The following is a 25937-nucleotide window of genomic DNA, read 5'->3' as shown; positions in this document are numbered from 1 at the left end:
ATCGGTGCCGAGCTCCAGGAGGTCGTTGTGGCGGAGGAAGTGCTCGATTATCTGGTCGTCGGGGCCGGGCCGGCCGGGTTGCAGCTGGCGCAGCACCTCGGCCACGCCGGGCACCGGTACCTCGTGCTGGAGGCCGGGTCCGCGCCCGGGCACTTCTTCGAGACCTTCCCGCGGCACCGGACGCTCATCTCCATCAACAAGAAGCACACCGGGTACGCCGACCCGGAACTGCGCATGCGGATGGACTGGAACTCGATCCTCGCCGACGGCGACGACGACCCGGTCCTCTTCACCGGCTACAGCGAAAAGCTCTTCCCCAAAGCCGAGAACCTCCTCCGTTACCTCGCCGACTACGCGGCGAAGTACCACCTGAACATCCGTTACGACACCCGGGTGACACGCATCCGCCGCGAAGGCGGAACTTTCGTCCTCACCGCCGGGGAAGCCGAATTCCGGGGCCACCGGCTGATCATGGCCACCGGCGTCACCAAGCCGTACCTCCCGCAGTTCCCCGGCGTCGAGCTGATCGACCAGTACGTGGACGTCGACGTCGACCCGGCGAACTTCACCGACCAGCGTGTCCTCGTGCTCGGCAAGGGGAACTCCGCCTTCGAGACCGCGGACAACCTGATCGAAACCGCCGCCGTCGTGCACGTCGGCGGCCCGCGGCCGGTGAAGCTGGCCTGGCGCACGCACTTCGTCGGCCACCTCCGCGCCTACAACGCGGGCATCCTCGACATGTACCAGCTCAAGCTGCAGCACGCGATCCTCGACGGCGACGTCCGCGAAGTCCGCAAGGACGCCGACGGCTACCACGTCAAATTCGCCTTCGCCCGCGCCGACGAGGTCGTCAAGGAAATCCGCTACGACCGCGTGATCGGCTGCACCGGCTTCCGGTTCGACGCCTCGCTCTTCGACGAGGACTGCCGTCCGGAACTGACGATCGACGACCGGTTCCCCGCCCAGACCGCGAGCTGGGAGTCGGTCAACGTGCCCGGCCTCCACTTCGCCGGCACGATCACCCAGGTCCGCGACTTCAAGAAGGCCACCAGCGCCTTCATCCACGGCTTCCGCTACGGCGTCCGCGCGCTGGCCAAGGTGCTGAACGAGCGCTACCACGACGTCCCGTGGCCGCACACCGAACTGCCCGCCAAACCGGACGCCCTGACCGAGACCGTGATCACCCGGATCAACCGGACTTCCGCGCTGTACCAGCAGTTCGGCTTCCTCGGCGACGTCCTGGTCGTGGACGGCGACACCGCCCGCTACCTCGAAGAGGTGCCGGTCGACCGGGTCCTCGAAAACCCGCCGGCCGACGCCTACGTCGTCACCCTCGACTACGGCCCGGACCACGACAAGATCGACCCGTTCGACTTCGTCGCCCGCGCCGCCCAGGACAAGGCCAACGACCACGGCGAAGGGCACTACCTGCACCCGATCGTCCGGCACTACCGCCGCGGCGAGCTGGTCGCCACCCACCACGTCACCGAGAACCTCGAGAACGAGTGGGACAAAGAGGTGCACGTCGAGCCGCTGACCGCCTTCTTCACGCGGGAGCTCTGATGCGCACGGTCGCGGAGTTGGAGACGGCGGCCCGCGAGCGTCTCGACCCGGCGCACTACGACTACTTCGCGGGCGGCGCGCAGGACGAGATCACCCTGCGCGAGAACGAAGAAGCCTACAAACGCCTGCGCCTGGTCCCCCGGGTGCTGCGCGGCAGCGACAAGCGGGACCTGAGCATCGAGCTGCTCGGGACCCCGTCCTCGATGCCGATCCTCGTCGCGCCCACGGCGTTCCACCGGCTCGCGCACCCCGACGGCGAGCTCGCCACCGCGCGGGCGGCGGCCCGGGCGGGCACGATCCTGATCGTCAGCATGGCCTCGACCACGGCGATCGAGGACGTCGCCGCGGCCGCCCGGGAGGTCGCGCCGGACCCGGGCCTGTGGTTTCAGCTCTACCTGCAGCCGGACCTGGAGTTCACCGAGGCGATCGTGCGGCGCGCCGAAGCCGCGGGGGTGAAGGCGTTCGTCGTCACCGTCGACTCGCCCGTGCTCGGCCGCCGCGAACGCGACGACCGCAACGCCTTCCACGACCTGCCGCCGGGCCTGTTCGTCGAGAACCTCCGCAACATCGGCGAAAACCGCAGCGGCGGGAACACCAGCCACGTCCGCGAGATCGTCATGTCGGCCGGGCTGAACTGGGACCACATCGCGTGGCTGCGTTCGAAGACCAAACTGCCCGTGCTGATCAAGGGCGTCCTCCACGCCGAGGACGCGCGGCTGGCCGTGCACCACGGCGTCGCCGGCCTCGTCGTGTCCAACCACGGCGGCCGCCAGCTCGACACCGTGCCCGCCACCATCGACGTGCTCCCCGAGATCGCCGCGGCCGTCGGGGGCGCCCTGCCGGTCCTGCTCGACGGCGGGATCCGCCGCGGCACCGACGTCGTCAAGGCGCTCGCCCTGGGCGCGGACGCGGTCGGCGTCGGCCGCCCGATCGTGTGGGGGCTGGCCGCGGGCGGCCGCGAAGGCGTCTCCGAGGTGCTGGAAATGCTGCGGGCCGACTTCGACCAGGCTTTGGCGCTGTGCGGCGGGCGGCACCCGGCCGACCTCACTCCCGATCAGGTGCGGCGGTGATCGGCAAGGCGGCCGCCGCACTGGCGGTCCTGTCCGCGCCCGCCTGGCTGCCGCGGCGGATCGTGGCGCTGCGGATGAAAATCTTCGCGCTGGTCAACGGCCAGGACGCGGTGACGATCCCGGGGCCGCGGGTCGGCGTCGGTGACTTCAAGCGCGTCTACGCCGACCCCGCCGCGAACGGCCGCAGCCGCGGCGCCGCGCTGTCGGACCTGTTCTGGTACTGGCTCGCGCCCGGCCCGCAGGTGCACCAGGAACACCTCGAGGCCGGCCCGCGCTACGACGAGGTCGCCAAGTGCACCCGGCACATCCTCGTCCGGTCCAAAAAGGACTCCGAGGAGCTGGCCCGGCGGGTCGCCGCGCACGTGCTCGACGACCTCGAGCCGGGCCCGGTCCGGCTGCGCGACGCGATGATGCCGATCTGGGCCGAGCTGTACCACGAGCTGGTGTTCGAGGAGCCGTGCCCGCCGGAGGCGCGGGACCTGATCGTCGGGCACGCCGACGACGTGGTCTCGGCGCTGAAGTGCGTGCGCCCGCGGAACATGCGGCGCCGGGCCCGGCTGACGGAGTACCTGCGGCGGCGCCTCGGCGACGTCCCGCACCCGCTGCCGCCGTCCCTGACGCCGGAGGAGCAGGTCTACTACCTGCAGGGCACGTTCTTCAACACGGCCGTCGTGCAGATGTCCGAGGCGATGGCGCACCTGCTGATGATCATCGCCCGGTCCCCGGACACCCAGCGGCGGCTCGCCGAGCACCCGGAGGACATCGACGGCGTCATCGACGACGGCCTGCGCGCGTACCCGCTGTTCGGCATCGCGCACCGGATCTCCACCGCGGACATCGAGCTGGACGACCTCACCATCCCGGCCGGGACGGTGCTGTGCTTCAGCTACCCGGACTTCGCCGAGCAGTCGGCCAAGGAGGACTTCATCCCGTTCGGCGTCGCGCAGAACCGCGCCTGCCCGGCCCGCGGCCTCGCGCCGCCGACCATGCGGGTCGTGACGCAGGAGGTGCTGCGCCGCTTCAGCCTCGCCTCGACGGCCGCGCACACGCGCTCGATCCCCAACCGCGGCCCGGCCCTGCTCACCCCCCGAGGTGCCCGCCCGCGGCGCGCGGCCCTGGTGTGGCTCGCGGTCCGCGACCGCTGGGAAGACGTCTGGCGCAGCTTCGCCCAGCTCGTGTTCGGCACGTACATGGTCCTCGACGCCCGTCACCAAGCCCTGTGCTCGACCTACTTCGCCGGAGGCAACCGATGAGCCCGTCCGAAGCGGCACCGGTCTTCTTCCTCGCCGTCGTGGCGATCCTCGTGGTGGTCAGGCTGGTCTGCCTGGTCGCGGTCAAGCTCGGCCAGCCGCCGGTGGTCGGGGAGATGATCTCCGGGGTGCTGCTGGGGCCGTCGCTGCTCGGGTTGGTGCTGCCGGACGTGCAGGAGGCGCTGTTCCCGGACGGCATCCGCCCGCTGCTCTACGTCGGCGGCCAGATCGGCCTGGTCATCTACATGTTCGGCGCCGGGTACGAGTTCAACGTGGGCAGCATCCGGGACTCGCGGAAGTCGGTCGCGGCCATCTCCGCGGCCGGGACGCTGGTGCCGCTGGCGCTCGGCGTCGGCGTCGCGGTGGTCGGCACGACGTGGGTCGGCATCGGCAAGGAAGGGGTCTCCCCGGTGACGTCGGCGGCGTTCGTCGGCGTGGCGCTGGCGATCACGGCGTTCCCGATGCTGGCGCGGATCATCACCGAACGCGGCATCGCCGCCACGAAGTTCGGCTCGCTGGCCCTGGCCTGCGGCGCGCTGGACGACGTGCTGGCGTGGCTGCTGCTGGCGGTCGTGCTGGGCATGCACGCCGGGTCGGCCGGGCCGGTGGCGCTCGCGCTGGGCGGCGGGGTGCTCTTCGCCGGGCTGGTGTTCATCGTCGGCCGGCGGTTGCTGGCGAAGGTGATGAAGAGCGAGCGCATGGGGGTCGACCAGCGGGTGCTCATCACCGCGATGACGTTGTTCGCCGCCGCCTGGTTCACCGACATGATCGGCCTGTACGCGGTGTTCGGCGCGTTCTGCGTCGGGATCGCGTTCCCCCGGACACCCGCCGCCGACGCCGTGCTCGCGAAGATCATGCCGATCGGCCGGATCGTGTTCCTGCCGCTGTTCTTCACCTATTCCGGCCTGAACACGCGGTTCGCGCTGCTCGCCGACCCGAAGCTGCTCGCCTTCGCGGTGCTGTGCGTGGCGGTCGCGATCGTCGGCAAGCTGGGCGCGTCCTGGGGCGCGGCCCGGCTGGCGGGGGAGCCGCCGGCGATCGCCACGCGCGTCGGCGTGCTCGTCAACGCGCGCGGGCTGATGCAGCTGATCGCGCTCAACGTCGGGCTCGCCGCGGGGATCGTCTCGCCGGCCTTGTTCACGGTGCTGGTGCTCGTCGCCCTGGTCACCACGATCATGACCGCGCCGGTACTGGCCTGGCTCGACCGCCGCGATGCGCGCAAGGGGAGCACCGAGGTACTCCTGACGGCCGAACCCGTGCCGGTGACCGGGAAAAGTTGATTCTTCAAGTTCGGAAATAACTGTCAAGATGGATCGGTGCGCGACGGGGTGGCGAAGCCGAAGGTGCTGGTGGTCGAAGACGACCGGGAACTGGCGGGCATGCTGGGGGAGCTGCTCGCCGACGAGGGCTACGAGACCGAGGCGGCCCACGACGGCCAGCGAGGTCTGCACCTCGGGCTCACCGGGCGGTACGACGTGATGGTCATCGACCGCCGGCTCCCGGTGCTCGACGGGCTGGAGCTGCTGCGGCGGCTGCGGGCCCGCGCGGTGACCACGCGGGTGCTGGTGCTCTCGGCGCTGGGGGAGGTGGCCGACCGCGTCGCGGGCCTCGACGCCGGCGCGGACGACTACCTCGTCAAGCCGTTCGAGGCCGAGGAGCTGCTCGCCCGGCTGCGCGCGCTGGGGCGCCGCGACCTCGACGGCGCCGAGTGCCTGCCGCTCGGCACGGCGGCGCTGGACCTGCAGCGCCACGAGGTCGTGCTGCCGCGCGGGGAGCGGATCACTCTGTCCGGGCGGGAGTTCGAGCTGCTGCGGACGCTGGCCCAGCGGCCCAAGGCGATCCACCCGCGGGCGGCGTTGCGCACGCGCGTGTTCGCCGACTCGACCGGTGAGTCCATTGTCGACACGTACGTGTACTACCTGCGGCGCAAGCTCGGCCGGGACGCCGTGCGGACCGTGCACGGCCTGGGGTACCAGATCGGCGTGGTATGAGCCCGGAACCCGAGGCGCGGGCCCTGCGGCGGGCGCGGTGGGCGATCACCGCGCAGATCGCCGTGGTGGTGTCGCTGCTCGTGGCCGTCGCGGGCGCCATCGCCTACGGGATCCTGCTCTCGAGCCAGCACGCCGACGCGGACCGCCTGCTGGCCAGGACCATCCAGCTCGGCCCCGGCACGACCCCGCCCGGCTGCGTCTGGCTGTTCACCCCGGGCGCGCACGCGCCCGCGGGCCCGCCGCCGGCGGGGATGCCGTTGCCTTCGCTGGCGGCCACGGTGCCATCGCCGGGTGACGTCCACACCGAACGGCGCGCGATCGGCGAGATGACGTACACACTCCGCGCGGAGAACCGCGGCGGCGTCGTCTCCCAGGCGTTCTTCGAGGAGCGGTACCAGATCCAGGACCGGGCGTCGCTGGTGTTCGGGCTCTTCGTCGCCGAGGGGCTCGCGCTGCTGGCGGCCCTGGGGTGCGGGCGCGTGCTGGCCCGCCGGGCGATCCGGCCGTTGGAGGACGCGTTGCGGCGGCAGCGGACGTTCGTCGCGGACGCGTCCCACGAGCTGCGCGCGCCGCTGACCCGGCTGCACACGCGCGCGCAGCTGCTCGCCCGGCGCTCGTCCGGCCGCGACGCGGTGGAACTCGACCGGCTGGTACGCGGAACGCGGGAACTCGGCGAAGTCGTCGAGGACCTGCTGTTGTCGGCACAGGCGTGCGGCGAACGGCCGTCGCTGGAGCTGGTCGAGCTGGGCGTGCTGGCCGAGGAGGCGGTGGCGGCGGAGGCAGTGCGCGCGTCGGAGGGGCAGGTTCAGCTGGCGGTGAAGCGTGAGCGGCGGCCGTACGTCGTCCAGGGCGTGCCGACGGCGTTGCGTCGCGTGCTGTCGGCGTTGCTGGACAACGCGCTCGGCCACACCCCGCCCGGCGGCTCGATCGAGGTCTGGCTCGGCGTCCCCGACGAGCGGCACGTCGAGCTGCGCGTCCGCGACACAGGCGTCGGCTTCCCGGCCGCCGACGCGGACCGCATCTTCGAGCGCTTCGCCCGAGGCTCCGACGGCGACGGCCGCCGCTTCGGCCTCGGCCTGGCCTTGGTCCGCGAAGTGGTGACGGGCCACGGCGGCACCATCGCGGCCGCCGCCCGCCCCGGCGCCGGAGCCACGTTCACCCTCCGCCTCCTCCGCGCCGACCCCTCGTGATCAGAGGGTCGACACGCGTGATCAGAGGGTCGACACACGTGATCAGAGGGTCGACACGGCAAGGTTCCCCGGTTTCGCCGTGTCGACCCTTCAATCACGCGTGTCGACTGCTCAATCACGCGTGTCGACCCTTCCCGCACGCCGGCCCGGGAGGGCGAAGCGGATTTCGCGGGCCAAGGCCGGGGTGAGGGTGGCGCAGGCCGCGTCGATTCCCGCGGTCAGGTCCGGGCTCGGGGTGGTGTAGGTGCCGGCTGAGTGGGTGAGCCAGGCGTGGAGGTCCTGGTGGGCGTCGGCCGCCAGGTCCGGGTCGTGCAGGAGGGTGAGGTCCGTGTGCAGGCGGAGCCACACGTCGTGGTCGCGCAGGAGGGCCACCGCCGCGCGGCGCGTGTGGAGCGGGCGGTCCCGGCCCAGGAGGGGCCGCAGCGTCGCCGGGTCGGTGCACCGCCCGCGCAGGAACAGCACCACCTGGCGGGTCACCGACGGCGACGGGTCCGTCAGCAGCGGACGCACCGCCGCCGACTCCGGCGCGATCCGGCGCAGGCCGCGGACCGCCGCCCGGCGGATCCGGGGACGGTCGTCGGCGAGGTGACGCTCCAGGAACGCGGCGTCGGCGGCCACACCCGTCTCGCCGAGCCCCGCGAGCACGCCGAACGACACCGGCATCACGCGGTAGTGCGCCGCCGGGTCGCCGCCCGCCTTCAGGACCAACGCCTGCGCCATCGACCGGACCGCCGACGACCGGTCCGCCAGGTGCGCGACAGCGGCATCGGGACCCAGCAACGCCAACGCCCGCATCCGGACCTTCGGCACCCCCAACGCCAACAGCTCCGAGACGCACTCGCCGCGGTCCAGCAGCGTATTGCCGCAGGTCGCGCGCACGACGATGTCGGCGTCCCGCACGGCAATGCCGAGCAGCCGCTCGCGGGACAGAAGCCCGCTCGCCTCCGCGTGCACCCACCGGCGGGTTTCGCGGTCCTCCAACGCGAGCGCGTCGTCGAGGGCGCCCGGCAGGTTGGAGCGGAACAGCGTGGTCATCCAGTCGTCGACCTGACGCCGTCGCAGCACGCCGATCAGCGGCAGCATCGCCCGGAACGCGGATTCGTCCAACCGGGACAGCACGATCGACCGGGCGAGCTCCCGGACCGGCCGCACCCAGTCGACGCACCGGACCAGCAGCAGCGGCAGTGCCTCGGGATCGGTGCTGACCGCCAAGCGCTCGACGGCCGCCTCGCGCAGGTACCCGTCACCGTCACACACGGCTTCGGACAGCTCTTCGCGCGAAGGCCGGCGGCTCAGCCGCCTCCCGCGGCGATACCCCGACGCGCGCCGCACGGCCGCGTCGAACTCGGCCCACTGCCGCACATCCCGGTAGACGATCATCGGTCTCCCCTCCGGCGCCCAGGATGCCCCGGGCCCCGGAGGGGCGTCGAACCGATTTACGCCAGCAGCGCGCGCACCGCCGCCGGGGCGTCGGCGACCGCGACCGGGTTCTGCTCCCGCGTCGCCAGGCTGCGGACCGTCACGTTCCCCGCGGCCCAGTCCTCCTGGCCGACGATCACCACCGCGGCCGCCCCCGCCTTGTCCGCGCGGGTCAGCTCCTTGCCCAGCTTGCGGTGCTCGATCGGCGTCGACGTCCGCAGGCCCGCGCCGCGCAGGGACGCCGCCACCGAGCGGGCCGCGTCCGAGAGGTCCTCGGTCACCGGGATCACCATGACGTCGACCTCGCTGCGCGGGGCCGGGGTCAGCCCGTGCGTGTCGAGGAAGTCGATCAGCGTGACGTCGCCCATGCCGAACCCGATGCCCGGGATCTGCTGCGGCGTGAACATCGACGCGAGGTCGCTGTAGCGGCCGCCGCCGAAGAGGGCGCGGCGGTTCTCCGGCGAGGTGTCGAAGACCTCGAACACGGTCGACGTGTAGTACGCCAGCCCGCGCACGATCATCGGCTCGTACTTGACCAGCGAACCCGCGCTGCTGTTCAGCACGCGCACCAGGTTCGACTGCTCCAGCACCTCCGCCGGCAGCTCGTCCAGCAGCGCCTCGCCCGCGTCGAGCGTCTCCGCCAGCTTCTCGAACTGCTTGTCCGAGAGCCCGATCTCGCCGGCGCTCTCGGCCAGCTTCTCGCGCGGGTACTTCTCCCAGCGGTCCACCAGCGCGAACACCTGGCTCAGGTGGTCCGCCGACACCCCGGCGACGTCGGTGAGCGCCGACGTCAGCAGGTTCCGGTCGTTGACGCGCAGCACGAACATGTCCGGCGTCGCGCCCAGCGCGGCCATCATGTCGTGCACCAGCTCGAAGATCTCGATCTCGCAGTTGGCGCTGTCCGAGCCGAAGATGTCCGCGTTGATCTGCCAGTGCTCACGCACGCGGCCGCGCTGCGGCGCTTCGTACCGGTGGCAGTTCGGGTGGCTGTACCAGCGGACCGGGAACGACAGCGACTTCGCGCTCCCGGCGATCATCCGCGCCACCGACGGCGTCATCTCCGGCCGCAGCGCCAGCCGCCGCCCGCCCTTGTCGGTCAGCGTGTACAGCTGCTTGTCCGCGAGCTCCTGCCCGGACTTCCGCTCGTAGATCTCGGCCGACTCGAGGATCGGGCCGTCGTAGCGGAGGAAACCGCGGCGCTCGAGGACGTCGTAGAGATGACCGAACACCTGGGTACGCACGGACATTTCGGCGGGCAGGAAGTCCCGGGTCCCCTTGTAGGGCGCGGTCGGCAGGTATTCAGGCACGTCACCAGCTTAACGACCGGCACTCAGGCGAAAGCGACCCCGTATGCCGTGAGCAGCACGGCCGCGGCCAGCAGCACCGCGCCCACGGACGTCACCCGCCCGCCGAGCCGGCCCCGGTTCGGCAGCAGGTGGAGGAAGAATCCACCCGATTGGGCGAGGATCCCGAACAGCAGCAGGAAGCACGTGATCCACAACGTCGTGTCGGACAGCGTCGTGCGGCTCAGGATCTGCAGCGCGACCAGGGCGAGGACCAGCAGGACGCCGGCGTGCGCGTGGCCGGCCCGGAACATCGCGCGCTGGTGCTCGGTCAGCTTGCGGTCGCGCAGGACGCCCATCAGCGCGTAGCCGCCGTACATCACGGTCGGCAGGGAGACCAGCGCGATCACCGTGAACAGCTGGGTCGGTCCGTGCATCGGGGAGCTCCTTCGAGGTGGGGTAGCGCAACAGTAACACTGTTTTAAAACGCTGTCACCAAAGAAGGCATTCCCCGATCGGGGAACTAGGCGACGCGGCCCTGGGCCAGCACCAGCACGGGATTGCGGAGCGCGGCCAGCGACGCGAGCGGGTCGCCTTCGACGACCAGGACGTCCGCCGCGAGCCCGGGCGCGAGCCGGCCGGTCACGGCGCCGAGGCCGAGCCCGGCCGCGCTGTCCTCGGTCGCGATCTCCAGGATCCGGCGCCGGGAAAAGCCGAGCCACTCGTACAGCTCAAGCGCGCCGGCCGGGTCGTCGAACACCGAGCCGGCCAGGCCCGCGTCCGTTCCGGCGAGCAGGCGGACGCCCTGCTCCTCGAGCCACGGCAGCCGGCCGTACATCGCCTGCCCGAGCTCGTCGCCGAGCCGCTCGACGATCGTCCGCCAGTTGCGGCTGCTCGTGGAGCACGCCGAGATGCCTTCGGCGGCCATCTGCTTGGCCACGTTCGCGCGCCGGTCGAACGAGCGCGGCCCGGTCATGAAGCTGCAGTGCTCGACCGTCGAGACGCCGGCGTCGACGGCGGCCTCGATCGCGTCGGCGCCGTGGGCGTGCGCGGCGACCGGCAGCCCGTGCGCCGCGGCGTGTTCGGTGACCACGCGCAGCTGCCGGGCGTCGAACTGCGACTCCCACATGTCCGCGCCGCCTTGGGTGATCTGGCCGCCGCTGGCCATCACCTTGATCACGTCCGCGCCCGCCGCCGCGTTCGCGTCGATCAGGGCGCGGATTTCGCCGTCGGAAGCCGTTTCGCCGCCGAAAAAGTGGCAGTGCCCGCCCGGCACGGTGATCGGCGGACCCGACACCAGCAGCCGCGGCGCGGGAGAACCTTCGAACGAGCGCCGGACGGCCGCGCCGAGGTGGCCCCGGTCCCCGAGGTCCCGCACGGTCGTGACACCGCTGCGCAGCATCGCCGTCAGCCGCGAGCGCGCGCCGTCCAAGAGGTCTTCGCTCGCGGAGAAGTGGGCCAGCATCTCGCGGGAGGCGTCGAACGCCAGGTGCACGTGGACGTTGAACAGCCCGGCGAGCGCGGTCCCGGTGGGGAAGTCGTGCCGGGCCGCGTCCGGTGCGGCCTGCGCGACGACGTCCGCGCGCGGGCCCGCCGCGACGATCACGCCGTCGCGCACCAGCACCGCGCCGTCTTCGACCGGGGTGGCGGGCCGCGGCAGCACGCGGCCGGCGGTGATCAGGGTGTCCACGTCACTTCCCGTCCGTCATCGCGGCCGACAGCGCGAGCAGCGGCCGGACGTCGGATTCGAGGTCGTCGGCCCCGGCGGGCAGGACCTGCTTGGCGCGGCCGTCGCTGGCCTCGCCGTCCGCGTGCCGCCGCAGCGCCGTCTTCAGCGCGGCCGCCGCGGCCCCGGGATCGGCCGCGACGACTTCGCCGAAGTCCGCGTCCAGGTACGGCGACAGCTGCACCAGGCCGTCCCGGATCTCGATCACCCGGCGGTAGTGCACGCGGTGGATGCCGCGCGGGGAGAGCCGGTCGCCGCGGCGCGGCGGGGTCCGCAGCACGATGCTGGGGAACGCCTCGACCAGGACCGTCCACAAAGGAGCCAGAGCCTCGTGTTCGCGCCGGTGCTGGCGGCGGCGCCGCAACGCCGAAACCCGCGCCCGCAACCCCGGATAGGTGACGCCGGCGAGGAACAGCATCCCGCCGACGACCACGAACGGCACGCCGAGTAGCAGCAGGATCTTGACGACCGGGCCGAACACCCACGCCACCACGATGTACAGCGCGCGGAACACGCTGCCGGCGGCCGCGCTCGCCATGCCGATCGCGCCCAGCCGCAACCCGATCCGCAGATTCCGGTCGGCCACCCGCAGATACCGCACGATCCAGGCCGTGCAGGCGATGAGACCGTAGATCAGGTACAGCCCGGCGCCGAGGTAGAACACCGCGACACCGCTGTCGTGGATCGTCGACGGCCCCAGCGGCAGGCCGCGCAGCTCCGGCCGCGTCAGGTCCATCGCGACGATCATCAGCGCGATCGCCGCGGCCAGCGGGATCAGTTCGGCGACCACCCGGCGGTACCGGCGGGGACCCAGCGCCGAGCCGAGGAAGAAGATCACCAGCGCGCAGATCCCGCACGCCAGCAGCGCGTTGTTCGCCACCCGCGCCGCACCGCGGCCCAGCAGCGCGTCGACGTCGTCGGAGAGCTCCGGCTGCTGCAGCAGGAACGCCGCCGCGAACCCGGCCACGCACGCGGTGACGGCCCAGTTCGGCACGGTCGGCGCGCGCGTCACCTGGTAGATCCGCCACGCGAGCGCAGCGGCGAACAGCACCAGCGCGATCAAGTTCACGGGGCTGAAAAGTGTGCTCACAACCACCCTTGGTGATCGCCGAGCGCCCCCTGGATCCGGCGGAGATCCCGGTCCGCAGCACGCCGCGGGATCGTGTAGTTCAGGACCGACGCCCACTCGAGGATGATGGTCGCGACGGTCTCGGCTTCCCACTCGTGCGCGTCATCGTAGGACGAGCGGCGCAGGGCGCGGTGCACGGCATCCGGGTCGAGATCGGTGGCCGGGCCGCGCAGGAAGTCCGCCGGCTCGGCGTCGCCGTGCGGGTGGTGGTCGGCCAGCATGTGCCCGAGCTCGTGCAGGATGATGTGGTCCTGGTGGGATTTCGTGGTTTCGGCCTGGTAGAAGATGTAGTCCGCGGACGACGTCGCGATCCAGCAGCCGAACGGGCCCGGCACTTCGAGCGGGTACGCCAGCAGCCGGATCGGTTTCCCGCGCCGCTCGCCCAGCCGCGCGCACAGCACCTCGACGTCCAGCGGCGGCCCGATGTCCAGGTCCTTGAGCAGCTTCCGGCAGCGGCGGCGCAGCTCGCGTTCCTTCATCGCAGCGCGCTTCCCGGGCCCCGGTCGTCCGGGTTCCGGCCCTCGCGTTCGGCGCGCTCATAGCGCTCGACGAGCTCCAGCAGGTCCATCACCTGCCGGCGGCCCTGCGGGGACAGCTCCTGGGCCCGCATCGCCATCAGCTGCGCCTCGCCCGCCGGCGGCGCGGCCGCCTCTTCGTCGAAGAAGTACGTCACCGGCACGCCGAACAGCCTCGCCAGCGCCTCGACGTAGTGGATCTTCGGGTTGACCCGCTTGCCGGTGGCGAGCTGCTGCAGGTAGGCGGGCGACATCGCCGGGCCGCCCGCGCGCTCGACGGCGGCGGAGATTTCCCGGTAGCTGTGCGGTGCGCGCCCGTCCAGCCGCGCCGCCTCGATCAGGGCGCTCAGGCGCTCCGCAAAGGTGCGTTCCCGTGCCATCTCCACCCCCTGGGAATCCAGCCGCGGAAAATTCTAGCCGCAGAACCACTGTACGCACATGTTGACAGCTATCGTATGCAGTGGTTTACAGTTGGCAAGCCTCTCGCCTGGCTCTCCGTGCCCTGGGGGTGTACGGAACGGCTCAGGCGAGAGGTTGTCGTGCCTTCGACTCGTCATGATCGGCCGTCTGTAGTACGCTTCAGGGGTCAAGGTTGATCGCCCTCGGGCGAACCCTTGACCACGGCCTGTTGCCGGAGGTCGACCCCCAGGGCTTCCGGTGACAGGCCCCTTTATTTTCCTTCAGGCCATCAGCGTGGCGGCCAGCGTGGCGCCCAATTCGGTGCACGCTTCCAGGGTCTTCCGGTCCGGATCACCGGTTGCGGTGACCGGTTCCGCCGCTTTGGCCCACGCCAAGCCGGTCGTTATGGCCAGCAGTTGCCGCTCGGTGCCCGAAATGTCGCTATTGCCGTGAATCCAGCACCCGAACGGGCGACCTCGCGTCTCGTCCAGGCACGGGTAGTAGATCGTGTCGAAGAAGTGCTTCAACGCGCCGCTCATGCTGCCCAGGTTCGCCGGCGTGCCCAGGAGGTAGCCGTCCGCTTCGAGGACGTCGGTGGCGGTGGCCGCCAGCGCCGCGCGGCGGACCACCTCCACCCCTTCGATGTCCGGGTGCGTCGCGCCCGCGACGACCGCCTCGAACAAAGCTTGCATCGACGGCGACGGCGTGTGGTGCACGATCAGCAGCCGCGCCATCAGGCGAGCAGCTCCTCGACGTCCGCCCGCAACGCCGTCAGCCGCTCCTGCGCCACCTCACGGGCGTCGGCCACCACCTGCAGGTACGCCTTCAGCTTCGGCTCGGTCCCGGACGGCCGCACGACCACGCGCACCCCGTCGCCGGTCAGCCGCACGACGTCGGCCTCCGGCAGTAGGTCTTCGAGGGTGACCTCGACGCCGCCGAGCCGGGCCGGCGGGGTGGCCCGCACCTTCGCCATCAGCTGCCCGCGGACGGCGAGATCGGTGACCCGCAGCGAAACCTGATCGGTCAGGTGGACGCCGTGGCGCCGGGACAGCTCGTCGAGCACGTCCAGCGGCGTGCGGCCCTGCGCCTTCAGCTGCGCGGCGAGCCCCGCGGCCAGGGTCGCGGCGGCGATGCCGTCCTTGTCGCGCACGAAACCCGGGTTCACGCACAGCCCGAGCGCCTCTTCGTAGGCGAACACCAGTCCTTCGCCGGCCCGCACCAGCCACTTGAAGCCGGTCAGCGTCTCGGCGTACCGGGCACCCTCGGCCTTCGCGATCTCGCCGAGCATCGACGACGACACGATCGTGGTCGCCACCAGCGGGTCCGGCAGCACCGTTCTATCCACTGTGGACAGTACGTACGAACCGAGCAGCACGCCGGTTTCGTCGCCGCGCAGCATCCGCCACTCGCCTGTCCGCTCGCGGACGCCGAGTGCGCACCGGTCGGCGTCCGGGTCGAGCGCGATCGCCAGGTCGGCGTCCACATCGGACGCCAGGGCCAGCAGCAGGTCGGTCGCGCCCGGCTCCTCCGGGTTCGGGAACGACACGGTCGGGAAGTCCGGGTCCGGCGCGGCCTGGGCTTCGACCAGGTGCAGGTCGGTGAACCCGGCCCGCTCGAAGGCCGCGCGCAGCGTGTCGGCGCCGACGCCGTGCAACGCCGTCGCCGCCACCCGCACCGTGCGCTCGTGGCCCAGCGGCAGGGTCGCGACCTCGTCGAGGTAGCGGTCCAGCAGGTCGACGACCTCGGCGCCGGGCGCCCGCGGCACGTCGGCGGCGGACGGCGCGGCCTCGATGGCACGCTCGATCTCGCCGTCCGACGGCGGGACGATCTGGCCGCCGGTCGCGTCGTAGAGCTTGTACCCGTTGTCCGCCGGGGGGTTGTGCGACGCGGTGATCTGGATCCCGGCCACCGCGCCGAGCCGGCCGACGGCGAACGCGAGCACCGGCGTCGGCAGCGGGCGGGGGAACACCTTGACGTCGAAGCCGGCCGCGGTCAGCACCTCGGCGGCGGCCGTGGCGAAGGCTTCCGAGCCGTGCCGCGCGTCCCGGCCGACGACGACCAGCGCGCCGGCGTGCCCGTGCGCCGTCAGCCACTCCGCGACCCCGGCCGTCGTGCGGGTGACGACGGCGACGTTCATCCCATTGGGCCCGGCGCGCACCGGGCCGCGCAGGCCGGCGGTGCCGAACTCCAGGGGGCCGGCCAGGCGGTCGGCCAGGTCCGCGGCGGCGCCGGGGTCGCGTTCGGCCCGGGCCAGGACGGCCTCGAGCTCGGCGCGGGTGGCGGGGTCCGGATCGGCGGCGATCCAGCGGGAAGCGGCGTCACGCAGGGTGGAATCCGATGTCACCGCGACAGCCTACGGGCTATGGTCGGGTGGGTGCGCTTACTCTTCACCTCACTGGGGTCCTTCGGCCACACCTTCCCGCTCGTCCCGCTGGCGGTCGCCGCGCGCGAGGCGGGCCACGACGTCGTCTTCGCCACCTCGGAAGACTTCCTGCCACAGCTGACCAAAGCCGGGCTCGAGACGGCGGCCGCCGGGCTCGCGATCAAGGACGCGTTCGGCCAGGCGTTCGGCGAAGCGGGCCGGCCCGGCCCGCCGGGTGACATCCCGCGGGAGCTGCTGTTCCCGGTCGTCGCGAAGGTGTTCGGCGAACTGATGCCGAAGCGGTTCGTCGCCGACCTGCGGCCGCTGTTCGAGCACGTCCGGCCCGACCTGGTGGTCAGCGAAGCGGGCAATTCGGGCGGGGCGTTCGCCGCCATCAAGGCCGGGATCCCGGTGGTGATGCACGGTTTCGGCCGCGTGTCGACCGGCGACCCGATGACCGGGCAGATCCGCGACGCGATCCGCGCGCACGCCACCGAGCTGGGCATCGAGATGGGCGAGGACCTGGCGTTCGGCGGCCCGTTCGTCGACATCTGCCCGGAGTCGGTGCAGGACGCGGACTTCCTGGCCCGCACCCGCCGGGTGCCGCTGCGCCCGGTCGGCTGGAGCGAGCCGGGCGAGCTGCCGAAGGGCGTGCTGGACAAGCGGCGTCCGCTGGTCTACCTGACGCTGGGCACGGCAATGGGGCACGCGGGCGTGCTCACCGAGGCGATCGCCGGTCTGTCCGGTTTGGACGTCGACGTCCTGGTCGCCACCGGCCCGTCGCTGCCCGAGGGCGTGCTGGGCGAGGTCCCGGAGAACGTCCGGCTCGAGGCGTGGGTCCCGCAGGCGGCCCTGCTCCCGCACGTCGACCTGGTGGTCCACCACGGCGGCAGCGGCACGACGCTCGGCGCGTTCGGCGCGGCCCTCCCGCAGCTGCTCCTCCCGCAGGGAGCGGACCAGTTCACCAACGCGGACGCGGTCCTCGCGGCCGGCGTCGGTGACCGCCTCCTCGGCGCCGAAGTCACCGCCGAGGCAGTCGCCACCAAGGCCCGTCACCTCCTCACGGACACCGCGGTCCGCGACGCGGCCCAGGCCCTGGCCGCCGAAGTCGCGGCCATGCCCTCCCCGGCCGACGTCGCCGCCCAGCTCCCCACCCTGACCTGACATCGTGTCGACCCTCTGATCACGCGTGTCGACCTCCTGATCACGCGTGTCGGCCTTTCCCGCACACCGCTCCGGTGCGCGAAGGGTCGACACGCGTGATTGAAGGGTCGACACGCGTGATTGAGGGGACGACACGAAGTTAGGCGCGGGTGACGAGTTCCCGGAGCAGGGAGCCCATCTGGGTGGCCGCGGCGCGGCCGGCCTCCAGGACTTCCTGGTGGTTCAGCGGCTCGCCGGTCATGCCCGCGGCGAGGTTCGTCACCAGGGACAGGCCGAAGACCTCGACGCCGGCCGCGCGGGCGGCGATGGCCTCCAGGACCGTCGACATGCCGACCAGGTCCGCGCCCAGCGTGCGCAGCATGTGGATTTCCGCCGGCGTCTCGAAGTGCGGCCCGGTCAGGCCCGCGTAGACGCCTTCTTCGAGCGACGGGTCGATCTCGCGGGCGATGTCCCGCAGCCGCTTCGAGTACAGGTCCGTCAGGTCGACGAAGTCCGCGCCGACGATCGGCGAGCGCGCGGTCAGGTTCAGGTGGTCCGAGATCAACACCGGCTGCCCCACCCGGAACCCTTCGCGCAGGCCGCCCGCCGCGTTCGTCAGCAGCACCGACCGGACGCCGGCCGCCGCGGCGGTGCGCACGTTGTGCACCACCGGGTCGATGCCCTTGCCCTCGTAGAAGTGCGTCCGGCCCAGCATGACCAGGACGTTCTTGTCCCCGATCTTCAGCGACCGGATGGTGCCGCCGTGGCCCACCGCGCCGGGCGTGGTGAAGCCGGGCAGCTCGGCGAACGGGATCTCCGTCTCGCACTCCCCGATGACGTCCGCCGCCGGGCGCCAGCCCGACCCCAGGACCACCGCGATGTCGTGCGCGTCAACGCCGGTGCGCTTGGCGATGGCGCTCGCGGCTTCGTGTTCACTCATGCGAGGGAGCGTAACCGGGCACTTCGCACGGCCAGGAACACCACCAGCCCGAACGGCGACAGGAAGATCGTCAGCAGCAGGATCGGGCTGACGAGCCACGGCGAGATCCCGGCCGAGCGCCCTTCGAAGTACATCCACCGCGCGATGAACAGGTCGAACGCGATGAGGTGCGCCCAGACGAGCCCGGCGCCCCACGGCGTCGCGAGCAGCGTCTGGAGGACGCCGAGGTCGGGCCGCAGCATCGCCCGTCCCCACTCGCCGAAGTGCGGCAGCACGAGCGCGAAGTAGCACACCAGCGGCAGCAGCGGCACCCACGGCGAGCGCATGATCCGCTCGGTCCACCGCCACTTCGGGGCCAGGATCAGCAGCGCCCAGAACGGCGCGGCCAGCGGGAAGGCCAGGTCGAAGAGGTTCATCGGACGCGCACCGTAGCCCACGAACCCAGCCCGACCGCCGTGACCAGCAGCGCGAACGCCCCGAGCGTCGCCGCGTCCGGGTGCACGATCGACTGCGCCCGCAGCGCCTGCCAGGTGACCAGCGCGATCAGGCCCGCGTACCCGGCCGCTCCGAGCAGGACGAGCCGCGCGCGGACGACGTCGTCGCGCAGCCGCGGGAACCGCGAAGCCAGTGCCACCAGCGCGATGGCGAGCAGCGGCAGGGCCTGCAGGGCGTGCATCCCGACGAAGTGGGGGATCCGCAGGTCGCCGCCCACCGTGCTCCAGCCGAGGATCGGCAGGCCGGGGCCGCCGTCTTCGAGCCCGACGGTGTGCCCGCCGACCATCGACGGCTGCCCGCCGGTCCGCCACTGCGCGAGCTGCTGCGCGGTCGGCGACGTCATCAGCTGGCCGAGCGTGATCCCCACCAGCGACAGCGCCGCTCCGGCCCGCACCGCCCAGTACGACGCGCGGTCGGAAACCTTCGTGAACAGCATCAGCACCGTGAGCGCCAGGGTGGCGACCCAGAGCACGACGATCATCACGGCCATGCTGCCGAAGATCGCGGCGTCCTGCGGGGTCGCGACGTTGAAGTGGCTCGCCCGGCCGCGCGCGGCCTGGAACACCAGGAGGACGTACTCGGCCGCGAAGATCACCACCAGGAGGTTCGTGAGCCAGGCCGCCGTGCGCCGGAACCGCGGCAGCAGCGAGACGAGCCAGCTCCAGGTGGCGAAGTAGAGCGCGCCGGACACCGCGAACTTGAACGGCTTCGCCCAGATCGGCGCGCCGCCCAGGGTGCGCTGGTCGAGGACCATGGCGGCCACGCACAGCAGCGCCACCACCCCCAGGGCGGCCGCCGCGAAGCCGGACGGCCGGTGCCAGGTGTTCGTTCTGCTCCGGAGATCGGCAAGGATGGTCACGGTTCCTCCCAGAACGGATAGTCACACTCTCCGTTTTGGAAAGTTAAACTATCCATACTGAGAAGTCTTCAGGGTTGTCCCCGAGACGGACCCCGGGATCGGAGCGGAAACGCATGCGGATGGCCGAGCTGAGCGCCGAGTCCGGGGTGCCGGTCGCGACCGTCAAGTACTACCTGCGCGAAGGCCTGCTCCCGCCCGGCGAGCGCACCAGCCCGAACCAGGCCCGGTACTCCCCGGCGCACGTCCAGCGGCTGCGGCTGATCAAGGCGCTCACCGAGGTCGGCGGCCTGTCGCTGGCCTCGGTCGGCGTCGTGCTCGGCGCGATCGACGACCACGAGACCCCGCACCGGACGATGGGCGTCGTCCAGCAGGAGCTGGCCGGGCCCGCGCCGAAGGTGTCCGACGAGGCCGCCGAGTGGGCGTCCGGGCGGCTGGCGGACGTCATGCGCCGCCACGGCTGGAAGGAGCACCCGGCCGAGCACCGCGCGATGGCCAACCTCATCGCCGCGCTGGCGACGGCCAAGGAGCTGGGGCAGGAGAAGCTGACCGAACGCCTCGAGGAGTACGCCGACCTGGCGATGCGCGTCGCGGAAGTCGACGTCGAGGTGGTGGTCGGCCTGACGTCGCTGGACAAGATCATCGAGACCGGGCTGGTCGCCACCGTCCTCGGTGACCGGATCTTCGCCGGCCTGCGCCACCTCGCGCAGGAGCAGGTGTCCCGCACGGTCCTCAGCGGTTAGTCCGAGACGCTCAGCGTGGGCGCGACCCGGTCGAAGACGTCCTGGCGGCCCGAGTTCTCCTGTTCGGCCGGCACGGTGACGGAGAGGATCCACAGGCTGGTGCCCGCCTGGACCAGGTTCATGAAGGTGACGCGGGTGCCGCCGCCCCCGTCGCTCTCCGGGAGGGTGCCGCCCTCGGCCAGGCGGTAGGTCAGCGTCGTGCCCTTGCCGTCCGGCAGCGGCGACGGCGGGAAGAGGAAGAAGGCGTTGCCCGGGTAGGACGTCTTCAGGTAGGCGATGTACTCGTTGTCGTCGGGAAACTGGGCGAAGTACTTCACCAGCCGTTCCACCCGCAGCGACCGGCGGCCGTCCGGCGAGACGTACTGGACGGCGGTGCTCGCCCCGAACCTCGTGGTGTGCGGGGCGACGAACTTCTGCCAGCCCTCCGGCACCTGGAGGCCGAACTGCCCGCCGTTGCCGGTCACGTAGCTCGCGTCGCCGGACTGCTGCACCAGCGACGGCGGCGGCACGTCGGTCGGGCCGTTCGACGTGCTCCGCGGGGCGGCGGCCGGCGGCAGCAGCGACTGGCCGCCGACCGCCCTGGCCAGCGCGAACCCGCCGCCCGCGGCGAGCAGGAAGAGCAGGATGGCCACCGCGACGAGCACCGCGGTGGCCGTGGAGCTGCGCCGGGCCGGCCGGGGCGGCGCGACGAACACCGTCGGCGCGGTCGGGGCCGGGGACGGCGCCGGGGCCGGCGGGCGCAGGAACGGCAGCGGGCCCGGGTCGGTGGCGAGTTCGCTGCTCGACCCCTCGGCCTTCTTCTCCGCCTTGGCCTTCTCGGGCAGGACGGTCTTGATCACCTGCGTGTCGGTGGCGTCCGGCTGCGCCGACGTCTTCTTGCCGTCCGGGGTGTGGAACAGCTCGGGCCCGAACAGGTCGAGCGGCGTCTTCGTCTGCAGCGGGTACAGCCGGTGCCGGACCTCGCGCAGGGTGATCCGCTGGCCGGGCTCCTTCTTCATCAGCGCGCCGATGACGTCGGCCAGCGGGCCGGCCTTCGGCTGCGGCACCTTCCCGTTGACGACCTTGCCGACCGTCTCCAGGGGATCGCCGTCGGCGTCGTACGGCGGCGCGCCCTCGACCGCGGCGAACAGCGTCGCGCCGAGGCCCCAGAGGTCCGCGGCCGGCGTGACGGCGCCGCCGGAGGCCACCTCCGGCGCGATGTAGGCGGGGGAGCCGAGCATGATCCCGGTGCGGGTCATGGTCGCCTCGGAGACGTTGCGGGCGATGCCGAAGTCGGTCAGCTTGATCCGGCCGTCGCTGGCCACCAGGACGTTGCCCGGCTTGACGTCACGGTGGGTGATCCCGGCGGCGTGCGCGGCCTCCAGCGCGGACGCCACGGCGATGCCGACCGCGGCGGCCTGCCCGACGGTCAGCGGCCCGTGGTCGCGCAGGATGTGCGCCAGGCTGCGCGAGGGCAGCAGCTCCATCACCACGAACGGCTGGTCGTCCTCGCGGGCGACGTCGTGCAGGATGATCACGTTGGGGTGGGAGAGCACGGCGATCGCCCGCGCCTCGCGCAGCGTGCGCTCCCGCAGCTCGTCCGCCTGCGACGCCGGGATGCCCGGCGGCACCTTCATCTCCTTGACGGCCACCTGCCGGTGCAGGAACTCGTCGTAGGCCGACCAGACGGTGCCCATCGAGCCGGAGCCGAGCACCGAACGCAGCCGGTAGCGACCGGCGACCACTCGTGTCTCTTCGCTGGAGGGGGGCACGGGCCAATTGTGTCGTACCCGCGGCACCGGCCCCTAACCTGTCCGGTGACGGCCCCTAGCGCGACCAGACTCACAGGTCGAGCGCGGCGAGTGCCTCTACCATCACAGGTTATGACTGATGTGGCCGGTCCGGAGTCAGTGCCGATCTCCGAGCTCGACCTCGCGGCCGAGTTCCCGCAGGCGACGCGCGAACAGTGGCAGGAGCTGGTCGCGGGCGTGCTGCGCAAGAGCGGGAAGCTGCCGGAGGACTTCACGGGCGCCCCGGAGAGCAAGCTCGTCACGCGGACCTACGACGGGATCGGGATCCAGCCGCTGTACACGGCCGAGGACGTCCCCGGCGACATCGGCTTCCCCGGCCTGCCGCCCTACGTGCGCGGCGCGCGCCCGGACGGCCGGGTCGGCACCGGCTGGGACGTCCGCGCCCGGTTCACCGGCGACGACGGCCGCGCGGTCAACAAGGCCATCCTGGCCGACCTCGAAGGCGGCGTGACGTCGATCTGGCTGTCGGTCCCGCCCGCGGCCCTGGCCGACGCCCTGAACGAGGTGTACCTCGACCTGGCGCCCGTCGTGCTGGACGCGGGTGCGCAGTACGAAGCGGCCGCTTCGGAGTTGCTGGCGCTGTTCGACGAGCGCGAGATCCCGGCGAGCGAGGCCACCGCCGTCCTGGGCGCCGACCCGGTCGGGCTGGCAGCGCGGTCCGGTTCCGCGGTCGAGCTGGAACCGGCCGCCGCGCTCGCCGTGCGTGTCGCCGGGAAGTACCCGAAAGTGCGGACGATCGTCACCGACGGCCTGCCGTTCCACGAAGCCGGTGGGTCGGACGCGCAGGAACTCGGCGCGCTGGTCGCCGCCGGCGTCACCTACCTGCGGGCGCTGACGGACGCGGGGCTGGACGTCGAGGCCGCCGCCGGCCAGCTGGAGTTCCGGCTCGCCGCGACCGCCGACCAGTTCTCCACCATCGCGAAGCTGCGCGCGGCCCGCCGCCTGTGGGCCCGCGTCGCCGAGGTCTGCGGGTTCACCTCGCCGATGCGCCAGCACGCCGTGACGTCGCCGGCCATGCTGACCCGGCGTGATCCCTGGGTGAACATGCTGCGCACGACGGTGGCCTGCTTCGGCGCGGGCGTCGGCGGCGCGGACGCGGTCACCGTGCTGCCCTTCGACGCGGCGATCGGCAAGCCCGACGCCTTCTCGGCGCGGATCGCCCGCAACACCCACGCCGTGCTGCTGGAGGAGTCCAGGCTGGCCGGCGTGGCCGACCCGGCGGGCGGCTCCTGGTACGTCGAGAAGCTCACCGACGACCTCGCGCACGCCGCCTGGGCCGAGTTCACCGCCATCGAGGGCGAGGGCGGCCTGGCGGCTTCGCTGGCCTCCGGCGCGCTGGCCGGGCGGCTGGCCGAGACGTGGGAGAAGCGCTCGTCGCGGATCGCCACCCGGCGTGACCCGCTCACCGGCGTCAGCGAGTACCCCGATCTGGCGGAGAAGCCGGTGGTGCGGGAGCCGATTCCGTCCACTGTGGAAGGTGGGCTGCCGCGGCATCGGTACGCCGAGGGTTTCGAGGCGCTTCGCGACGCTTCGGACGCGTACCTCGCTTCGCACGGCTCGCGGCCGAAGATCTTCCTCGCGACCCTCGGCCCGGTCGCCGCGCACACCACGCGGGCCGGCTTCGCCGCCAACCTGTTCCAGGCGGGCGGGATCGAAGCCGTCAACCCGGGCGCGACCGACGACCTGCCCGGCGCGTTCGGGGCTTCCGGCGCCCGGATCGCCTGCCTCTGCGGCACCGATGACGCCTACGCCGCCCAGGCCGCCGAAGTCGCCAAGTCGCTGGGTGCCGAGTACGTCCTGCTCGCGGGGAAGGGCACCTACGACGGCGTGGACGCGAACGTCTTCGCCGGGTGCAACGCCCTGGAAGTCCTCGAAGGCCTGCACGCCAAGCTGGGAGTCACGCGATGAGCATCCCGAACTTCGCCGGTCTCGACCTCGGCACGCCGTCGCCGGGTGACCGCGACGCGTGGGCGCGCGCGGTGGAGAGCACCACCGGCAAGGGCCCGGACGCCCTGGCCTGGGAGACGCCCGAGGGCATCGGCGTCAAGCCCGTCTACACCGCCGCCGACCTGTCCGATGTGGACTTCCTCGGCACGTACCCGGGCATCGCGCCCTTCCTGCGCGGGCCGTACCCGACGATGTACGTCAACCAGCCGTGGACCATCCGCCAGTACGCCGGGTTCTCCACCGCCGAGGAGTCCAACGCCTTCTACCGGCGCAACCTCGCCGCCGGGCAGAAAGGGCTTTCGGTCGCCTTCGACCTGGCCACCCACCGCGGCTACGACTCCGACCACCCGCGCGTGTCGGGTGACGTCGGCATGGCGGGCGTGGCGATCGACTCCATCTACGACATGCGGCAGCTCTTCGACGGGATCCCGCTCGACAGGATGTCGGTGTCGATGACGATGAACGGCGCCGTGCTGCCGGTGCTGGCGCTGTACGTCGTCGCGGCCGAGGAGCAGGGGGTGAAGCCGGAGCAGCTCGCGGGGACCATCCAGAACGACATCCTCAAGGAGTTCATGGTCCGCAACACCTACATCTACCCGCCGCAGCCGTCGATGCGGATCATCTCCGACATCTTCTCCTTCACTTCGCAGCACATGCCGAAGTACAACTCGATCTCCATCTCCGGCTACCACATGCAGGAAGCCGGGGCGACCGCCGACCTGGAGCTGGCCTACACGCTCGCGGACGGCGTCGAGTACATCCGCTCGGGCGTCGACGCCGGGCTGAGCGTCGACAAGTTCGCGCCGCGGCTGTCGTTCTTCTGGGCGATCGGCATGAACTTCTTCATGGAGGTCGCGAAGCTGCGCGCGGCGCGACTGCTGTGGGCGAAGCTCGTGAAGGGCTTCGACCCTTCGTCGCCGAAGTCGCTTTCGCTGCGGACGCACTCCCAGACGTCGGGCTGGTCGCTGACCGCGCAGGACGTCTACAACAACGTCGTCCGGACGTGCGTCGAGGCGATGGCCGCGACCCAGGGGCACACGCAGTCCCTGCACACGAACGCCCTCGACGAGGCCCTGGCGCTGCCGACGGACTTCTCCGCGCGGATCGCCCGCAACACGCAGCTGCTGCTGCAGCAGGAGTCCGGCACCACGCGCGTGATCGACCCGTGGGGCGGGTCCGCGTTCGTCGAGAAGCTGACTTACGACCTGGCGCGCAAGGCGTGGGGCCACATCACCGAGGTCGAGCAGGCCGGCGGCATGGCGAAGGCGATCGACGCGGGCATCCCCAAGCTGCGCATCGAGGAGGCGGCCGCGCGCACCCAGGCGCGCATCGACTCCGGGCGGCAGCCGGTGATCGGCGTCAACAAGTACCAGGTCACCGACGACGAAGAGATCGACGTCCTGAAGGTCGACAACGCCGGCGTCCGCGCCCAGCAGCTGGAGAAGCTGCGGCGGCTGCGGTCCGAACGCGACCCCGCGGCCACCGAGGACGCGCTGCGGCGGCTCACCGAGGGCTCGCAGAACGGCGGCAACCTCCTGGAGCTCGCGATCGACGCGGCCCGGGCGAAGGCCACGGTCGGCGAAATCTCCGACGCCCTGGAGAAGGTCTGGGGCCGGCACTCCGGCCAGATCCGGACCATCTCGGGGGTGTACCGCGAGGAGGTGGGGAAGACGCAGAACGTCGAGAAGGCCCGTCAGCTGGTCGAGGAGTTCGCCGCGGAGGAGGGCCGGCGCCCCCGGATCCTCGTCGCGAAGATGGGCCAGGACGGCCACGACCGCGGCCAGAAGGTGATCGCCACCGGCTTCGCCGACCTCGGCTTCGACGTCGACGTCGGCCCGCTGTTCTCCACCCCGGCCGAGGTCGCGCGGCAGGCGATCGAGGCGGACGTGCACGTCGTCGGCGTCTCGTCGCTGGCCGCCGGGCACCTCTCGCTGGTGCCCGCGCTGCGCCACGAGCTCGCCGAGCTGGGCCGCGAGGACATCATGGTCGTCGTCGGCGGTGTCATCCCGCCGCAGGACTACCCGGCGCTGCGCGAGGCCGGCGCGGCGGCGATCTTCGGGCCCGGCACGGTGCTCGCGGACGCGGCCATCGACCTGCTCGGCCAGCTGTCCGCGCAGGAGTCCTGA

General features: G+C 72.0%; 23 protein-coding genes. 10 read left to right on the top strand and 13 right to left on the bottom strand.

Features of this window, described 5'->3' with window-relative positions:
- The first annotated feature begins 27 nt into the window (after nucleotides 1-27).
- The 6 genes from ACWDN5_RS19970 to ACWDN5_RS19945 all read left to right on the top strand — a co-directional run bounded on the left by ACWDN5_RS19970 (nucleotide 28) and on the right by ACWDN5_RS19945 (nucleotide 7064).
- Nucleotides 28-1563 (top strand): NAD(P)-binding domain-containing protein, encoded by a 1536-nt coding sequence (locus ACWDN5_RS19970; protein WP_449677344.1) that lies wholly within the window; start codon nucleotides 28-30, stop codon nucleotides 1561-1563.
- The gene (locus ACWDN5_RS19965; RefSeq protein WP_449677343.1) at nucleotides 1563-2633 is read left to right on the top strand and encodes an alpha-hydroxy acid oxidase; all 1071 of its coding nucleotides are present in this window, start codon (nucleotides 1563-1565) and stop codon (nucleotides 2631-2633) included. Before ACWDN5_RS19970 ends, ACWDN5_RS19965 begins: the two co-directional genes overlap by 1 nt.
- The gene (locus ACWDN5_RS19960) at nucleotides 2630-3886 is read left to right on the top strand and encodes a cytochrome P450 (RefSeq protein WP_449677342.1); all 1257 of its coding nucleotides are present in this window, start codon (nucleotides 2630-2632) and stop codon (nucleotides 3884-3886) included. Before ACWDN5_RS19965 ends, ACWDN5_RS19960 begins: the two co-directional genes overlap by 4 nt.
- The gene (locus ACWDN5_RS19955) at nucleotides 3883-5163 is read left to right on the top strand and encodes a cation:proton antiporter (protein WP_449677341.1); all 1281 of its coding nucleotides are present in this window, start codon (nucleotides 3883-3885) and stop codon (nucleotides 5161-5163) included. The genes ACWDN5_RS19960 and ACWDN5_RS19955 overlap by 4 nt, the downstream gene beginning before the upstream one ends.
- A gap of 63 nt (nucleotides 5164-5226) precedes the next feature.
- The gene (locus ACWDN5_RS19950; protein ID WP_310971368.1) at nucleotides 5227-5874 is read left to right on the top strand and encodes a response regulator transcription factor; all 648 of its coding nucleotides are present in this window, start codon (nucleotides 5227-5229) and stop codon (nucleotides 5872-5874) included.
- Nucleotides 5871-7064 carry a sensor histidine kinase gene (locus tag ACWDN5_RS19945; protein ID WP_449677340.1) on the top strand — a complete coding sequence of 398 codons (1194 nt, stop codon included), beginning with the start codon at nucleotides 5871-5873 and terminating at the stop codon, nucleotides 7062-7064. Before ACWDN5_RS19950 ends, ACWDN5_RS19945 begins: the two co-directional genes overlap by 4 nt.
- Before the next feature lie 111 nt (nucleotides 7065-7175).
- Here the strand turns inward: ACWDN5_RS19945 and ACWDN5_RS19940 are convergent, their stop codons facing one another.
- From ACWDN5_RS19940 to ACWDN5_RS19900, 9 genes are all read right to left on the bottom strand, one after another.
- Nucleotides 7176-8444, bottom strand: coding sequence for a HEAT repeat domain-containing protein (locus ACWDN5_RS19940; protein WP_449677339.1), 1269 nt, complete (start codon nucleotides 8442-8444; stop codon nucleotides 7176-7178).
- Between the two features lie 56 nt (nucleotides 8445-8500).
- Complete coding sequence (hisS, locus tag ACWDN5_RS19935; RefSeq protein ID WP_449677338.1) at nucleotides 8501-9790, bottom strand: histidine--tRNA ligase; 1290 nt, start codon at nucleotides 9788-9790, stop codon at nucleotides 8501-8503.
- Between the two features lie 23 nt (nucleotides 9791-9813).
- Nucleotides 9814-10203, bottom strand: a complete 390-nt coding sequence (locus ACWDN5_RS19930; protein WP_449677337.1) for a hypothetical protein — start codon at nucleotides 10201-10203, stop codon at nucleotides 9814-9816.
- An 86-nt stretch (nucleotides 10204-10289) separates the two neighbouring features.
- On the bottom strand, nucleotides 10290-11456 hold the full coding sequence (locus ACWDN5_RS19925) for an amidohydrolase family protein (protein ID WP_449677336.1): 1167 nt from the start codon (nucleotides 11454-11456) through the stop codon (nucleotides 10290-10292).
- Nucleotide 11457: 1 nt separating this feature from the next.
- Nucleotides 11458-12582 carry an MAB_1171c family putative transporter gene (locus ACWDN5_RS19920; protein WP_449677335.1) on the bottom strand — a complete coding sequence of 375 codons (1125 nt, stop codon included), beginning with the start codon at nucleotides 12580-12582 and terminating at the stop codon, nucleotides 11458-11460.
- Nucleotides 12579-13100 (bottom strand): hypothetical protein, encoded by a 522-nt coding sequence (locus ACWDN5_RS19915; protein WP_310971060.1) that lies wholly within the window; start codon nucleotides 13098-13100, stop codon nucleotides 12579-12581. The genes ACWDN5_RS19920 and ACWDN5_RS19915 overlap by 4 nt, the downstream gene beginning before the upstream one ends.
- The gene (locus ACWDN5_RS19910; RefSeq protein ID WP_310971059.1) at nucleotides 13097-13516 is read right to left on the bottom strand and encodes a helix-turn-helix transcriptional regulator; all 420 of its coding nucleotides are present in this window, start codon (nucleotides 13514-13516) and stop codon (nucleotides 13097-13099) included. The genes ACWDN5_RS19915 and ACWDN5_RS19910 overlap by 4 nt, the downstream gene beginning before the upstream one ends.
- 300 nt (nucleotides 13517-13816) lie before the next feature.
- Nucleotides 13817-14269, bottom strand: coding sequence for a flavodoxin family protein (locus ACWDN5_RS19905; RefSeq protein WP_449677334.1), 453 nt, complete (start codon nucleotides 14267-14269; stop codon nucleotides 13817-13819).
- Nucleotides 14269-15879 (bottom strand): phospho-sugar mutase, encoded by a 1611-nt coding sequence (locus tag ACWDN5_RS19900; protein WP_449677333.1) that lies wholly within the window; start codon nucleotides 15877-15879, stop codon nucleotides 14269-14271. The genes ACWDN5_RS19905 and ACWDN5_RS19900 overlap by 1 nt, the downstream gene beginning before the upstream one ends.
- Nucleotides 15880-15909: 30 nt before the next feature.
- Here ACWDN5_RS19900 and ACWDN5_RS19895 point away from each other — a divergent pair, with 30 nt between their 5' ends.
- The gene (locus tag ACWDN5_RS19895; RefSeq protein ID WP_449677332.1) at nucleotides 15910-17061 is read left to right on the top strand and encodes a glycosyltransferase; all 1152 of its coding nucleotides are present in this window, start codon (nucleotides 15910-15912) and stop codon (nucleotides 17059-17061) included.
- Between the two features lie 139 nt (nucleotides 17062-17200).
- On the opposite strand, the gene ACWDN5_RS19890 is transcribed toward ACWDN5_RS19895, so the two are convergent.
- Genes ACWDN5_RS19890 through ACWDN5_RS19880 form a run of 3 tightly spaced genes read right to left on the bottom strand, consistent with a single transcriptional unit; the run spans nucleotide 17201 to nucleotide 19334 of the window.
- Nucleotides 17201-17980, bottom strand: a complete 780-nt coding sequence (locus ACWDN5_RS19890) for a purine-nucleoside phosphorylase (RefSeq protein WP_449677331.1) — start codon at nucleotides 17978-17980, stop codon at nucleotides 17201-17203.
- Nucleotides 17977-18396, bottom strand: a complete 420-nt coding sequence (locus tag ACWDN5_RS19885) for an ABA4-like family protein (RefSeq protein ID WP_449677330.1) — start codon at nucleotides 18394-18396, stop codon at nucleotides 17977-17979. Before ACWDN5_RS19885 ends, ACWDN5_RS19890 begins: the two co-directional genes overlap by 4 nt.
- A complete protein-coding gene (locus ACWDN5_RS19880; RefSeq protein ID WP_449677329.1) occupies nucleotides 18393-19334 on the bottom strand; it encodes a hypothetical protein in 942 nt (313 codons plus the stop codon). Before ACWDN5_RS19880 ends, ACWDN5_RS19885 begins: the two co-directional genes overlap by 4 nt.
- Before the next feature lie 113 nt (nucleotides 19335-19447).
- Between ACWDN5_RS19880 and ACWDN5_RS19875 the strand changes: the two genes are divergently transcribed.
- Nucleotides 19448-20074: a MerR family transcriptional regulator gene (locus ACWDN5_RS19875; protein WP_449677328.1), complete on the top strand. Its 627-nt coding sequence runs from the start codon at nucleotides 19448-19450 to the stop codon at nucleotides 20072-20074.
- Here the strand turns inward: ACWDN5_RS19875 and ACWDN5_RS19870 are convergent.
- Nucleotides 20071-21798, bottom strand: coding sequence for a serine/threonine-protein kinase (locus ACWDN5_RS19870; RefSeq protein ID WP_449677350.1), 1728 nt, complete (start codon nucleotides 21796-21798; stop codon nucleotides 20071-20073). The two genes, ACWDN5_RS19875 and ACWDN5_RS19870, sit on opposite strands and share 4 nt — an antisense overlap.
- 138 nt (nucleotides 21799-21936) lie before the next feature.
- Here ACWDN5_RS19870 and ACWDN5_RS19865 point away from each other — a divergent pair, with 138 nt between their 5' ends.
- Both ACWDN5_RS19865 and scpA read left to right on the top strand, forming a co-directional pair.
- On the top strand, nucleotides 21937-23772 hold the full coding sequence (locus ACWDN5_RS19865) for a methylmalonyl-CoA mutase family protein (RefSeq protein ID WP_449677327.1): 1836 nt from the start codon (nucleotides 21937-21939) through the stop codon (nucleotides 23770-23772).
- Nucleotides 23769-25937 carry a methylmalonyl-CoA mutase gene (gene scpA / locus ACWDN5_RS19860; protein ID WP_449677326.1) on the top strand — a complete coding sequence of 723 codons (2169 nt, stop codon included), beginning with the start codon at nucleotides 23769-23771 and terminating at the stop codon, nucleotides 25935-25937. Before ACWDN5_RS19865 ends, scpA begins: the two co-directional genes overlap by 4 nt.

It is taken from the genome of Amycolatopsis sp. NPDC003731 (assembly GCF_053586895.1).
Note: the sequence above shows the minus strand (reverse complement) of the source record. Positions and strands in the feature narration are given on the sequence as shown.